Consider the following 12790-nt stretch of genomic DNA (forward strand, 5'->3'; position numbering starts at 1 on the left):
ACAGAGTAGCATGTTCCCCTACGATCTAACCGTCCATTTCGGAGTTTTCCATGCCGACACGCCGCTACAGTGCCGACAGTCGCCGCACCGAGCTTCTTGAACGAATTGAAAGTGATATTCCCTATGCCGTCGCCCAGGCGCTGCGCGAAGACCTGGGGGGTGAAGTCGACGCCGGGCGCGATATTACCGCGCAATTGTTACCGGCTGACAAGCAGGCCGAAGCCACCGTCATCACCCGCGAAGCCGGCGTATTCTGCGGCCGCCGCTGGCTGAATGAGGTCTTTATTCAATTGGGCAACCAGGTGCAGGTGGAGTGGCTGGTGGCGGACGGCGACCGTCTGACGCCGAACCAACCGCTCTGCCGGCTGCGCGGCCCCGCACGAGTGATGCTGACCGGCGAGCGCACCGCGCTGAACTTCGTGCAGACGCTCTCCGGCGTGGCGACCGAGGTCAGCCGCTATGTGGCTCTGCTGGAAGGCACCCGGACTCGCCTGCTTGATACCCGCAAAACCCTGCCCGGCCTGCGCACCGCGCTGAAATACGCCGTGCTGTGCGGGGGTGGCAGCAACCACCGGCTGGGGCTGTCCGACGCCTTCCTGATCAAGGAAAACCACATCATCGCCTCCGGCTCTATCAAGAACGCGGTGGAAAAAGCCTTCTGGCTGCACGCCGACGTGCCGGTGGAAGTGGAAGTCGAATCGCTCGATGAACTGCAGCAGGCGCTGGACGCCGGCGCCGACATCATCATGCTGGACAACTTCAGCGTCGAGATGATGCGCCAGGCGGTCGCCCAAACCCAGGGCCGCGCCCAGCTGGAAGTATCCGGCAACGTCACCAGTGAGACGCTGCGCACCTTCGCCGAGACCGGCGTGGATTACATTTCGGTCGGCGCGCTGACCAAGCATGTGACCGCGCTCGATCTGTCGATGCGCTTCAAATGATCCCCTCGCCCCCGGCCGCTGCCGGGGGCGTTACCGTAAAATTGCGAAGCCCCTCGCACCCTTTTATTCACCGCTGCAAACAACGTCATTACTGATGGAAGCGCGCCGAGAAACGCGCAAAAGCCCCTCGCCGTGCCCCCACACAAACCGCTACCGTTGCCTTCCACACCCTTATGGAGGAGACAACGCATGGAAACGCAACGCGGCTTTACCCTGATAGAACTGATGGTGGTGATCGCCATCATCGCCATCCTCAGCGCCATCGGCATTCCCGCCTACCAGCGCTACATCCAGAAAGCGGCGATGACCGACATGCTGCAAACCATGTCGCCGTACAAACTGGCGGTCGAGCTGTGCGTGCTGGACGAAGGCGCCCCCACCGGCTGTGAAGCCAGCAGCAAAGGCATTCCCACCGGCGGCACGTCGCGTTACGTCAGCGGGGTGAAAGTCGTCAAAGGCGTGATCACCCTGACCGGCACCCAAACGCTGCAGGGGCTGGCGGTGGCATTAACCCCCAAAGCGAACGCCGATGGGCTGACCCGCTGGAGCCGGCTGTGCAGCAGCGAAAACGCAACGCTGGTTGAAGTATGCCAGGAAGTCTTCCGCTTCGACAACGCGGCGGAGTAACGGCGATGAACGCGCAAATCAACGAAGAAGTTCACGCCCTGTGCCGGCGCTATCAGGCGCTGGCGCTGAACGAAGATCCAACCACCCTGACGATCGCGCTCAACGAAGAAGCGCCGCAGGGGCTGCTGGCGGCGCTGCGTTTCGCCACCGGCAAGCGCATCCATCTGGAGCAATGGCCGGCGGCCAGGCTGGAGCAGGCGCTGAACCAACGCCAGGAACCGCTACCGGCGCCGCTGGCGGCCGCAGAAGACAGCGCCGACATCGCCTACCCCGACGACGGCGACGCGCCGGTGGTGCAGTTCATCAACCAGACGCTGCGCCTGGCCATTCAGCGTCGCGCCTCGGACGTCCACTTCGAGCCCTTTCGGCAGCATTTTCGCATTCGCCTGCGCATCGACGGCGTGCTGCAAACCCTCGCCTCGCCGTCATCCCAGCTGACCGCACGCCTCATCGCCCGGCTGAAGATCCTCGGCCAGTTGGATATCGCCGAGCGCCGTCAGCCTCAGGACGGGCAGCTCAGCCTGACGCTGGACGGCGCGCGCTATGCCATGCGTATCGCCACTCTGCCGACGCTGCACGGCGAAAAGGTGGTGCTGCGCGTTCAGCAGGGCGAACAGCAGGAGCTGCCGCTGGATCAACTGGGCATGAGCCGAGCGGACCTGGCGCGCTACGCGGCGGCGCTGGCCTGCCCGCAAGGTTTGATCCTGGTGACCGGCCCGACCGGCAGCGGCAAGACGGTAACGCTGTACAGCGGCCTGCGCCAGTTGAACGATGCGCAAAGCAACCTGTGCAGCGTCGAAGATCCTGTCGAGATCCCGCTGTTCGGCGTCAATCAAACCCAGATCAACGCCAAAACCGAGCTGAGCTTCGCCCGGGTGCTGCGCGCCCTGCTGCGCCAGGATCCGGATGTCATCATGATCGGCGAGATCCGCGATGCGGAAACCGCCGAGATCGCGGTCAAGGCCGCGCAAACCGGCCACCTGGTGCTGTCGACGCTGCATACCAACTCCACCGGCGAAACCCTGACGCGCCTGATGCACATGGGTATCCCCGGCTACCTGCTCGCCGGCTGTCTGAAACTGGTCATCGCGCAGCGGCTGGTGCGCAGGCTGTGTCGCCACTGCCGCTACCCACACAGCCAACCCACGCATTTTCCTGCCTCGGTCTGGCCGGAACCGCTGACCGCCTGGCGCGCCGACGGCTGCGAGCATTGCTTCGGCGGCTACTACGGGCGCATCGGCGTGTATGAACTGTTGCCCATTACGCCGGAAATACAGGCGGCGTTGCTGGCGAACGCCGCGCCCAGCCTGCTGGCGGATGTCGCCCGCGAGCAGGGGCAGTTTTCGCTGCTGCAGGCCGGGCTGACGCTGGTCAGCGAAGGCGTGACCTCGCTGGAAGAGCTGTACCGCGTGATCGACGTCGTCCAGCTCGGCGTAACCGCGCCATGAAAGCGCGCCGGCTGTTTCTTTGGCAGGCTTTCGACGCCCAGGGCGCCCTGCGCCGCGGCGAACTGATGAGCGATGAAAAACGGCAGGTGAGCCGGTTACTGATTGAGCAAGGTATGCAACCCTGGCGGATCGGGCACGGCAAACGCGTCACGCCCGGCCAGTGGCGCGGAGAACCTTTGATCCACTTCACCCGCCAACTCGCCACCCTGCTGCAGGCCGGGTTGCCGCTGGTCAATACACTGCAGCTTCTGGCGGCAGAGCACCCTTCGGCGGCCTGGCGTTGCCTGTTGCGCCAGTTGGCAGAACAGGTGCGCGAAGGGCAGCCGCTCTCCGAAACCCTTGCCGCGCAGCCAGGCGTTTTTCCACTTATCTATCGCCAACTGATCGCCATCGGCGAGCTAACCGGCAATCTCGATCGCTGCTGCCTGCAGCTGGCGCAGCAGCAGGAAGCCCAATTGCTGCTGCGCCGCAAAGTGACCAAAGCGCTGCGCTATCCCCTCTTCATCTGTGCGGTGGCGCTGCTGGTCAGCGTGCTGATGCTGGTGATGGTGCTGCCGGAATTCGCCAAGGTTTATCAGTCGTTCGATGCGCCGCTGCCTTGGTTTACCCAAGGGTTATTGGGGTTGTCCGCGCTGCTGATCGCCGTTGGCCCCTATTTGGCGCTGCTGCTCGGCGCGTTGCTGTTCGGCTATTGCCGCTGGCTGCATCCGCGCCCGCCGTGGCGCCGACGTGAGCAGGCCGCCTTGCTGCGCCTGCCGCTGATCGCCCGGCTGGTGAGCGGCGGCGCGCTGAGCCAAACGTTTCGTATTCTGACCATGACCCAACGCGCGGGGCTGACGCTGGTGGAAGGCTTGAACGCGGCGGCGCTGGCGGCTGACCATCTGCTGTACCGGCAGGCGCTGGAGCAGGTGCAGCGGCAGCTCGCCGAAGGCGAGGCGTTTCATCACGCCCTCGCCCTGCAACCGCTGTTTCCGCCGCTGTGCCGGCAGCTGGTGCGGGTGGGCGAAGAATCGGGCTCGCTGGACGTCTTGCTGGATAAATTGGCGCAGTGGTACGAACGGCAGACGCACGAGCTGGCCGATACGCTGGCGCAAACGCTGGAGCCGCTGCTGATGCTGGTGGTGGGCGGGATCGTCGGTGCTTTGGTGATCGCCATGTACCTGCCTATTTTTCAACTGGGCAGCGTGCTGGGATAAAAAAGAGGATAGCGGGCGCCGCGGTGCGCTGCGCCCGAATGCAAGGTGCGGCTTATTTGCTGCCGAAGACGCGGTTTTCCTGCTCCGCCACGCGGATAAAGGTGGTGCGCTTGGTCAGCTCTTTCAGGCGCTCGGCGCCAACGTAGGTGCAAGCAGAGCGCAGGCCGCCAAGGATATCGCGCACGGTAAACTCCACCTCGCCGCGCAGCGGCAGTTTGACGGTTTTACCTTCGGCCGCGCGATACTCCGCCACGCCGCCGACGTGGCGCTTCATCGCCGATTCGGAGCTCATGCCGTAGAACAGCATGAACTTTTCGCCGTTCTCTTCCACCACGGTGCCTTCACACTCGTCGTGGCCGGCCAGCATGCCGCCCAGCATCACGAAGTCAGCGCCGCCGCCGAAGGCTTTAGCGACGTCGCCCGGCACCGAGCAGCCGCCGTCGCTGACGATTTGGCCGCCCAGCCCGTGGGCAGCATCGGCGCATTCAATCACCGCCGACAGCTGCGGGTAGCCCACGCCGGTCTTCACGCGGGTAGTACAGACTGAGCCCGGGCCGATGCCAACCTTAACGATGTCGGCGCCGGAGAGGATAAGCTCTTCCACCATCTCGCCGGTCACTACGTTGCCGGCGCAGATCACGTGATTCGGGCAGGCTTCGCGCGCTTTCTGCAGGAAGGCGACGAAGTGTTCAGAGTAGCCGTTGGCCACGTCGATGCAGATGAATTTCAGCGCCGGAGACAGGGCCAGGATCTGCTGCATTTTGGCGAAGTCGGCTTCGGAGGTGCCGGTGGACACCATCACGTGGCGCAGCACCGATTCCGGCATGCGCTGCACGAAGTCAGCCCATTGCTCGACGCTGTAATGTTTGTGTACGGCGGTGAGAACGTCGAAAGAAGCCAGGGCCTCGGCCATGCGGAAGGTGCCCACCGTGTCCATGTTGGCGGCGATAATCGGCACGCCGGACCAGCTGCAACCTGAATGCTTGAAGGTAAACTGACGTTCCAGTTCAACCTCGGAACGGCTTTTCAGCGTGGAGCGCTTAGGGCGGATCAACACGTCTTTAAAGCCCAACTTCAAATCTTCTTCAATACGCATGACTTATGATTTCCTGGTTAATGGCGACGGATCGCAAGGAGGATGTTCGAATCTCTGCCCGACGGCTTTCCAGTGGCGCAAAAAGACGGCGGCGAGATTAATGCCAGTTCCAGTGACGTTATAATACGCGCTAATAATCGCCGAACAAGACTGCGAATTCGCCTTTATTTACGCTACAATCCGACAAATTTACCTGCATAATCGCAGTGTGATTGCCCGCTCATTTTTGCCGTGCCGCTGCGCTTTTTCTCGCCGCCCGAACGGTGCCGACGCGCAAGCGCCGCCTGCCGACTTGCACTTCTGCGCGATCGCTTTATGATTCGACTATTATTTTTTTATGAACATCGGATGCACCTAACACCATGGCCTACATTGTTGCGTTGACCGGGGGCATAGGCAGCGGCAAGACGACCGTCGCGAACGCCTTTGCGCGCCACGGCGCAACCCTTGTCGATGCCGACGTGATCGCCCGTCAGGTCGTCGAGCCAGGCACCCCTGCCTTGGCCGCGATCGCCGAACGATTTGGTAATGAAATGTTGCTGCCGGACGGCGCGTTGAACCGTGCTGCGCTGCGTCAGCGCATCTTCAGCCATCCCGATGACAAAACCTGGCTGAACCAGCTGCTGCATCCGCTGATACACCGTGAAACCCAGCGCCAACTGGCGCAGGCCGCCAGCCCGTACGCGCTGTGGGTGGTGCCGTTGCTGGTGGAAAACGGCCTGCAGGATCGCGCCGATCGGGTGCTGGTGATCGACGTCGACGCCGAAACCCAGCTGGCTCGCACCATCGCGCGCGACGGCGTCAGCCGTGAGCAGGCGCAAAGCATTCTCGCCGCCCAAGCCACGCGCCGGCAGCGCCTCGCCGTGGCGGATGACATTATTGACAACAGCGGCGCCGCTCAGGGGATAGAGCCACAGGTCGCCGCACTGCATCGTCGCTACCTTGAACTGGCGGCAACAGCGCCCCAACAGGATTAAACTGCATGAGTGATGTTTCCCCAACCGTTCTCTTTGAACACCCGCTGAACGAAAAAATGCGCACCTGGCTGCGCATCGAATTCCTGCTGCAACAGCTGCACGGCCAACGCGCCCTGAGCGAAACCGCCATCGCCCTCACCTTCTTTCGCACCGTCTCCGACTTGCTCGACGTGCTGGAACGCGGCGAAGTGCGCACCGAACTGCTCAAAGAGCTGGAGCGCCAGCAGCAAAAACTACTGGCCTGGGCCGATGTGCCGGGCGTGGACATGGCGCTGATCGATCAGCTGCGCGGCCAGTTGAAGTCGCGCGCATCGGCGCTGATGGCGGCGCCGCGCCTCGGTCAGGCGTTGCGCGAAGACCGGCTGATCGGCCTGGTGCGCCAGCGGCTGAACATTCCCGGCGGCTGCTGCAGCTTCGATCTGCCGACCCTGCACATGTGGATGCACGCGCCGCAGCAGGATCGCGACGCCGACGTCGCCACCTGGCTGCAGTCGCTGGATCCGCTGAACCAGGCGCTGACCATGGTGCTGGATCTGATCCGCCAGTCCGGGCCGTTCCGCAATCAAATCAGCCTGAACGGCTTTTTCCAGGACAACGCCGAAGGGGCAGATCTGCTGCGCCTGCGCCTCCATCTGGCGCCGCAGCTTTATCCGCAGATTTCCGGCCACAAGACCCGCTATGCCATTCGTTTCCTGCCGCTGGACAGCGAAAATGGCGTGGTGCCTGAACGCCTGACGTTCGAACTGGCCTGTTGTTGAACTTCTGAAAGAAAGCCTTCTCAGCACTGACAGAAGGCGTAAGGAACCGTTATGACGACCGTAGTAAAATGCCCAACCTGTGGCACCGGCGTGGTTTGGGGTGAAGTCAGCCCGTTCCGGCCGTTTTGCAGCAAGCGCTGCCAGCTGATCGATCTCGGCGAATGGGCCGATGAAGAGAAGCGCATTCCGAGCAACAGCGATCTGTCGGAAAGCGAAGACTGGAGTGAAATGGACGATCGCTGATCGCCCACGGTTGGCCTGGCGGGCGCCAGGCCACGCTTGTCATTGCGCGGCGTTCGCCTGCGCCACCAGCAGTCGGATGATGCCGACGTTGGCTTCCGGGAATTCGTCTTCACGCAGATCCGCCTGTTTTACCCAGCGCATCGGTTGCCCTTCACGGCCGAACGGCTCGCCTGCCCAGGCCTCCACCAGATAAAAATTCAGCGTCACGATGCGATCGCTGAAGCGATGCTCCACCACCTCCAGCAGCTCGGCACGTTCGGCTTCGATACCGGTCTCTTCCCGCAGCTCGCGGCTCAGCGCCTGTTCCGGAGTTTCACCCTGTTCGATCTTGCCGCCGGGAAACTCCCAGAACCCGGCCATGTGCGCGTCGGCGGCGCGGCGGGTAATAAAGATCTCCCGTTGCGCATTACGGATGATGCCCACGGCGATATTCAGATGTTTCATCTCACCCTCCTGATGGGTGTCAAAAAACAGGGGCTCAGCAAGCTGAGCCCCTGGGTATTATCGATTAACCGCAGCCGGCATTACTGCAGGCGGCCGTGGCACTGCTTGTATTTCTTGCCGGAGCCGCATGGGCATGGATCGTTGCGGCCCACTTTACGCTCGGCGGTCGCCGGCGCGTTCGGATCTTCAGTCACCAGCGCGTTCTCGTCGTGGTGGCTCAGCTGTTGGTGCTGCGCCAGGCGTTCGGCCTCTTCACGGCGCTGCTGTTCCAGCGCTTCCACCTCTTCCGGCATCCGCACCTGTACCTTGCTCAGCACACTGATCACTTCATATTTCAGCGATTCCAGCATGGTGGCGAACATGTTGAAGGATTCACGCTTGTACTCCTGCTTCGGATCCTTCTGCGCATAGCCGCGCAGGTGGATACCCTGACGCAGGTAGTCCATCGCCGCCAGGTGCTCTTTCCACAGGGAGTCCAGCGTCTGCAGCATCACGCCCTTCTCGAAGTTGCGCATCATTTCGCTGCCGACCACGTCTTCCTTACGCTGGTACTGCTCTTTGGCGTTCTCCAGAATGCGTTCGCGCAGCGTCTCTTCGTGCAGCTCCGGCTCTTTGTCCAGCCATTGTGCGATCGGCATCTCCAGATCGAAGTCGTTCTTCAGGCGCTCTTCCAACCCCTGAATGTCCCACTCTTCTTCCAGCGACTGCGGCGTGATGTAGTTGTCGATGGTGCTCTTGAACACGTCCTCGCGGATGCTGGCGATGGTTTCGCTCACGTCGGACACGTCCAGCAATTCGTTACGCTGGCTGTAGATGGCGCGGCGCTGATCGTTGGCGACGTCGTCGTATTCCAGCAGCTGCTTACGGATGTCGAAGTTGCGGCTCTCTACCTTGCGCTGCGCGTTGGCGATCGCCTTGGTCACCCACGGATGCTCAATCGCTTCGCCTTCTTTCATACCCAGTTTACGCATCATGCCGGACACGCGATCCGAAGCGAAGATACGCATCAGGGCATCTTCCATTGACAGGTAGAAGCGGGATGAACCGGCATCGCCCTGACGACCGGAACGGCCGCGCAGCTGGTTATCAATACGGCGCGATTCATGGCGCTCGGTGCCGATGATATGCAGGCCGCCCGCCGCCAACACCGCGTCGTGGCGCACTTTCCAGGCGGCTTTGATGGCTTCGATCTGCTCTTCGGTCGGCGCTTCCAGCAGCGCCACTTCGGCCTGCCAGCTGCCGCCCAGCACGATATCGGTACCACGGCCCGCCATGTTGGTGGCGATGGTCACCGCGCCGCTCTGGCCGGCCTGGGCGACGATATCCGCTTCCATGGCGTGGAACTTGGCGTTCAGCACCTTGTGGTCGATGCCCGCTTTGGTCAGTTCTCGGGAAACCACTTCGGATTTCTCGATCGAGATGGTGCCCACCAGCACCGGCTGGCCTTTGGCGGTACGCTCGCGGATGTCTTCGATGATGGCGCCGATCTTCTCTTTCTCGGTCATGTATACCAGATCCGGCATGTCCTTACGGATCATCGGACGGTTGGTTGGCACCACGATGGTGTCCAGCTTGTAGATCGAGCTGAATTCGAAGGCTTCGGTATCGGCGGTACCGGTCATCCCCGCCAGCTTCTCGTACAGACGGAAGTAGTTCTGGAAGGTGATCGAAGCCAGCGTCTGGTTCTCGTTCTGGATCTCCACGCCTTCTTTGGCTTCCACCGCCTGGTGCAGGCCGTCGGACCAGCGGCGGCCCTGCATGGTACGGCCGGTGTGTTCGTCGACGATGATCACTTCGCCGTCTTTCACGATGTAGTCAACGTCGCGGGTGAACAGCACGTGGGCGCGCAGCGCGGCGGTAACGTGGTGCATCAGCATGATGTTGGTCGGCGAGTACAGCGACTCGCCCTCATCCATGATGCCGGCTTCCACCAGCATCTCTTCGATCAGGATCAGGCCGCGTTCGGTCAGGTGAACCTGGCGCGCCTTCTCATCCACCGAGAAGTGCCCTTCACCCTTGAAGGTGTCGGAGTCTTCTTTTTCCTGGCGGATCAGTTTAGGGATCAGCTTGTTGACCTTGATGTACATCTCGGAGCTGTCTTCGGCCGGGCCGGAGATGATCAGCGGCGTACGCGCTTCATCGATCAGGATGGAGTCCACCTCATCCACCAGCGCATAGTGCAGTTTGCGCTGCACGCGCTCTTCCGGGCTGAACGCCATGTTGTCGCGCAGGTAGTCGAAGCCGTATTCGTTGTTGGTACCGTAGGTGATGTCGGCGGCGTAAGCTTCACGCTTGGCCGGCGCCGGCATGCCCGGCAGGTTGATACCGATGCTCAGGCCGAGGAACTCGAACAGCGGACGGTTGTTTTCGGCGTCACGCTGCGCCAGATAGTCGTTGACGGTCACGACGTGCACGCCGCGGCCACTCAGGGCGTTCAGGTAAGCCGGCAGCGTGGCGGTCAGGGTTTTACCTTCACCGGTGCGCATCTCGGCGATGCAGCGATCGTTCAGCACCATGCCGCCCAGCAGCTGCACGTCGAAGTGACGCATGCCGAACACGCGTTTGCTCGCCTCACGCACCACGGCGAAGGCTTCCGGGATCAGGCTTTCCAGCGATTCGCCCTTCTCCAGGCGCGCGCGGAATTCGTTGGTTTTCGCTTTCAGCTCATCATCGGACAGTTTTTCCATGTCCGGTTCCATGCGGTTGATCTGCTCAACCACTTTGCGCATGCGGCGCAGGGTACGATCGTTACGGCTGCCAAAAACTTTGGTTAATAATTTCACTAACATGATGTTTGATATCTCTGTCATGACGGCCTGATACGGCAGTCAACTTGCTATTATTTATGGTTTTTGTGCCCGAAGGGCGGAGTCAGACGAGCGCGGCAGGCCCGGCGCGAATGCCCTGTACCTGCGCCACCCACAGGCCGGTCTGGTGCCGTGCCAGCGTTGGCAGCACCTCAAGGTGGGTGTGGCGAATGATGGTCGGCGGCTTCGGCTCGTGCGTCAGCAGCGCGTTGAGTGTGGACAGCAGCGCCAGTTGCGCCACCTGCAAAGGGGGTTCCGCTTCGGCTTCGCTCTCCTGCACCCGCGCATAAACCGCCTGCGGCGCCAGCGCGAAAGAGAGGTGACGAATGACGGTGCGCAGCGCATGTTGCTGCCAATAATCTACGCTGAAGGTAGGACGGCGGTGCGCGTCCTGCAGCAGGGCCAGGCTGTTGAAGGTGCCATTGGCCGCATTTTGCCGGTTAAGGCTGGACGACGTATTCGGCAGTGCGGCCTGATCGGGGGCGCCGGACAAACTGGAAGACGCGCCAAGCGTGGCCGCAACCATCCCTAACAGGAGATGGGGCCAGAAATAACGTCTGCCAAATTGTCGCCAACGATTTAGAATACCGATCACGAGTTTATAATCCGCCGGAGCCCATTATGCGCGATAGCCGTCCACAATTATTAGATGTCCTGTTCGACGACGCGTCTGCCGGCAGCAAAGGGCCGCTGCATAACGTCCAGCAACGCGCGGTGGCGCTGCTCAAGCTTAACCGTGCAGTGAAGGGCCTGTTGCCCGCTCCCCTGCATCCCTGGTGCCGCGTCGCGAATTTCCGACAGGGTATTTTAGTGCTCGAAACGGCAAATGCCAGTTGGATGATGCGCTTGCGCTACGAACAACCCGCTTTGCTGTCTGCACTACGAGCGCAAATTCTACCATCATTGTCGTCGATCGACATCAGGATTAATCCGGCCTTGATGGCGAAAGGCAGCCACCAGGTGCAAAACACAGAGAAAGCGCCGGAAAAACCGGTGCCGATGCGGCATTTGAGTCTGGAAAGTGCGGAAGAACTGAGAGGATTGGCGAGCCGTAGCCCGGAAAAACTGCGCAAGATATTGGAACGGCTGGCTGCATTGGCCGGAGAGGGTACCAACACAACCAGTCGTGATAAGTAATCAGCGACACAACTGCAAAACATCAGACCGCATCACGAGCCTGAATGCTCAGGCTCTCAGAGGATGCGCCTGCCGTTATTCGCAGCGGGCGAGGAATTCAGACCTTACGCCAATACGGTAGACGGTGCCTTGAATGCCAATGGCATTTCGGCTTCGTCCTGGAAGGTCACGTATTCCCACGCTTCCTGCTTAGCCAGCACGGCCTGCAGCAGTTTGTTGTTCAACGCGTGGCCAGACTTGTACGCGGTAAACGCGCCAATGATGTTGTGGCCGCACATGAACAGGTCGCCGATGGCGTCCAGCATTTTGTGACGTACGAATTCGTCTTCGAAACGCAGGCCGTCTTCGTTCAGCACGCGGTAGTCATCCACCACGATGGCGCAGTCGAAGCTGCCGCCCAGGGCCAGGCCGCGGGACTGCAGGTATTCGATGTCGCGCATGAACCCGAAGGTGCGCGCGCGGCTGATTTGACGCACGAACGACTCAGCCGAGAAATCAAGACGATAGCGCTGAGAGCTGGCGTCGATAGCCGGGTGGTTGAAGTCGATGGTGAAGTCCAGGCGGAACCCGTTATGCGGGGACAGCTCGGCCCATTTGTCGCCATCTTCAACACGCACGGTCTCTTTCAGACGCAGGAATTTCTTCGCCGAGTTCAGTTCTTCGATGCCGGCATCCAGCAGCAAGAACACGAACGGACTGGCGCTGCCGTCCATGATTGGGATTTCAGCGGCGTCGACTTCGATAACGATATTGTCGATGCCCAACCCAGCCAGCGCGGCGTTGAGGTGCTCAACGGTCGAAATACGCACGTCATGCTCATTCACCAGGCAAGTACAGAGCATGGTATCACGCACGGATTTTGCATCAGCCGGAAAATCAACCGGTGGATTCAAGTCAGTGCGACGATAGATGACCCCGGTATTAGCCGGCGCTGGGCGCATTGTCAGCGTGACTTTCTTGCCGGTATGCAAACCGACGCCAGTCGCCTGAACAATACGTTTTAATGTCCTTTGTTTGATCATCGTTTTATCTCGCAATGTTATCCATCCTACCAGCCAAGCATACAGCATGGCCGGCGGGACAGTTTAGCACAAAGAGCGGAGATTCCAAATTCTC

13 protein-coding genes are annotated in these 12790 nt (G+C 61.2%); 8 read left to right on the top strand and 5 right to left on the bottom strand.

Features of this window, described 5'->3' with window-relative positions:
• Positions 1-50 precede the first annotated feature (50 nt).
• The 4 genes from nadC (at position 51) to hofC (ending at position 4212) form a co-directional block, all read left to right on the top strand.
• A complete protein-coding gene (gene nadC, locus REA38_RS23905; RefSeq protein WP_019455086.1) occupies positions 51-941 on the top strand; it encodes a carboxylating nicotinate-nucleotide diphosphorylase in 891 nt (296 codons plus the stop codon).
• A gap of 189 nt (positions 942-1130) precedes the next feature.
• The gene (ppdD, locus tag REA38_RS23910; RefSeq protein ID WP_308886751.1) at positions 1131-1568 is read left to right on the top strand and encodes a prepilin peptidase-dependent pilin; all 438 of its coding nucleotides are present in this window, start codon (positions 1131-1133) and stop codon (positions 1566-1568) included.
• A 5-nt stretch (positions 1569-1573) separates the two neighbouring features.
• Positions 1574-3016, top strand: coding sequence for a type II secretion system protein GspE (gene gspE / locus REA38_RS23915; RefSeq protein WP_308886752.1), 1443 nt, complete (start codon positions 1574-1576; stop codon positions 3014-3016).
• Positions 3013-4212: a protein transport protein HofC gene (hofC, locus tag REA38_RS23920; protein ID WP_043148138.1), complete on the top strand. Its 1200-nt coding sequence runs from the start codon at positions 3013-3015 to the stop codon at positions 4210-4212. Before gspE ends, hofC begins: the two co-directional genes overlap by 4 nt.
• A 52-nt stretch (positions 4213-4264) precedes the next feature.
• On the opposite strand, the gene REA38_RS23925 is transcribed toward hofC, so the two are convergent.
• Positions 4265-5308, bottom strand: coding sequence for a GMP reductase (locus REA38_RS23925; RefSeq protein ID WP_015376656.1), 1044 nt, complete (start codon positions 5306-5308; stop codon positions 4265-4267).
• Positions 5309-5670: 362 nt separating this feature from the next.
• Here REA38_RS23925 and coaE point away from each other — a divergent pair, with 362 nt between their 5' ends.
• The 3 genes from coaE to yacG are packed head-to-tail and all read left to right on the top strand — an operon-like array spanning position 5671 to position 7286.
• Positions 5671-6285, top strand: a complete 615-nt coding sequence (gene coaE, locus REA38_RS23930) for a dephospho-CoA kinase (protein WP_033637119.1) — start codon at positions 5671-5673, stop codon at positions 6283-6285.
• Between the two features lie 5 nt (positions 6286-6290).
• Entirely contained in the window at positions 6291-7043 is a 753-nt protein-coding gene (gene zapD / locus REA38_RS23935) for a cell division protein ZapD (RefSeq protein ID WP_039568833.1), read from the top strand.
• Between the two features lie 51 nt (positions 7044-7094).
• The gene (gene yacG / locus REA38_RS23940; protein WP_004932737.1) at positions 7095-7286 is read left to right on the top strand and encodes a DNA gyrase inhibitor YacG; all 192 of its coding nucleotides are present in this window, start codon (positions 7095-7097) and stop codon (positions 7284-7286) included.
• A 39-nt stretch (positions 7287-7325) separates the two neighbouring features.
• Here the strand turns inward: yacG and mutT are convergent, their stop codons facing one another.
• From mutT to secM, 3 genes are all read right to left on the bottom strand, one after another.
• Positions 7326-7730 carry an 8-oxo-dGTP diphosphatase MutT gene (gene mutT / locus REA38_RS23945; RefSeq protein WP_033652916.1) on the bottom strand — a complete coding sequence of 135 codons (405 nt, stop codon included), beginning with the start codon at positions 7728-7730 and terminating at the stop codon, positions 7326-7328.
• An 80-nt stretch (positions 7731-7810) separates the two neighbouring features.
• Positions 7811-10519: a preprotein translocase subunit SecA gene (gene secA, locus REA38_RS23950; protein WP_043148141.1), complete on the bottom strand. Its 2709-nt coding sequence runs from the start codon at positions 10517-10519 to the stop codon at positions 7811-7813.
• 82 nt (positions 10520-10601) lie between these two features.
• Positions 10602-11132, bottom strand: coding sequence for a secA translation cis-regulator SecM (gene secM, locus REA38_RS23955; RefSeq protein ID WP_033649205.1), 531 nt, complete (start codon positions 11130-11132; stop codon positions 10602-10604).
• A gap of 26 nt (positions 11133-11158) precedes the next feature.
• Here secM and REA38_RS23960 point away from each other — a divergent pair, with 26 nt between their 5' ends.
• Positions 11159-11674, top strand: a complete 516-nt coding sequence (locus REA38_RS23960) for a DUF721 domain-containing protein (protein WP_308886755.1) — start codon at positions 11159-11161, stop codon at positions 11672-11674.
• Between the two features lie 104 nt (positions 11675-11778).
• Here the strand turns inward: REA38_RS23960 and lpxC are convergent, their stop codons facing one another.
• Positions 11779-12696, bottom strand: a complete 918-nt coding sequence (gene lpxC, locus REA38_RS23965) for a UDP-3-O-acyl-N-acetylglucosamine deacetylase (protein WP_025159644.1) — start codon at positions 12694-12696, stop codon at positions 11779-11781.
• Positions 12697-12790 lie beyond the last annotated feature (94 nt).

This window comes from Serratia sp. MF1(2023), from assembly GCF_030954545.1.
Classification (GTDB): domain Bacteria; phylum Pseudomonadota; class Gammaproteobacteria; order Enterobacterales; family Enterobacteriaceae; genus Serratia; species Serratia sarumanii.

Excerpts from the sequence above, each read along its gene's own strand:
- nadC (WP_019455086.1), top strand. The coding sequence starts at position 51 with ATGCCGACACGCCGCTACAGTGCCGACAGTCGCCGCACCGAGCTTCTT.
- ppdD (WP_308886751.1), top strand. The coding sequence starts at position 1,131 with ATGGAAACGCAACGCGGCTTTACCCTGATAGAACTGATGGTGGTGATC.
- gspE (WP_308886752.1), top strand. The coding sequence starts at position 1,574 with ATGAACGCGCAAATCAACGAAGAAGTTCACGCCCTGTGCCGGCGCTAT.
- hofC (WP_043148138.1), top strand. The coding sequence starts at position 3,013 with ATGAAAGCGCGCCGGCTGTTTCTTTGGCAGGCTTTCGACGCCCAGGGC.
- REA38_RS23925 (WP_015376656.1), bottom strand. The coding sequence starts at position 5,308 with ATGCGTATTGAAGAAGATTTGAAGTTGGGCTTTAAAGACGTGTTGATC.
- coaE (WP_033637119.1), top strand. The coding sequence starts at position 5,671 with ATGGCCTACATTGTTGCGTTGACCGGGGGCATAGGCAGCGGCAAGACG.
- zapD (WP_039568833.1), top strand. The coding sequence starts at position 6,291 with ATGAGTGATGTTTCCCCAACCGTTCTCTTTGAACACCCGCTGAACGAA.
- yacG (WP_004932737.1), top strand. The coding sequence starts at position 7,095 with ATGACGACCGTAGTAAAATGCCCAACCTGTGGCACCGGCGTGGTTTGG.
- mutT (WP_033652916.1), bottom strand. The coding sequence starts at position 7,730 with ATGAAACATCTGAATATCGCCGTGGGCATCATCCGTAATGCGCAACGG.
- secA (WP_043148141.1), bottom strand. The coding sequence starts at position 10,519 with ATGTTAGTGAAATTATTAACCAAAGTTTTTGGCAGCCGTAACGATCGT.
- REA38_RS23960 (WP_308886755.1), top strand. The coding sequence starts at position 11,159 with ATGCGCGATAGCCGTCCACAATTATTAGATGTCCTGTTCGACGACGCG.
- lpxC (WP_025159644.1), bottom strand. The coding sequence starts at position 12,696 with ATGATCAAACAAAGGACATTAAAACGTATTGTTCAGGCGACTGGCGTC.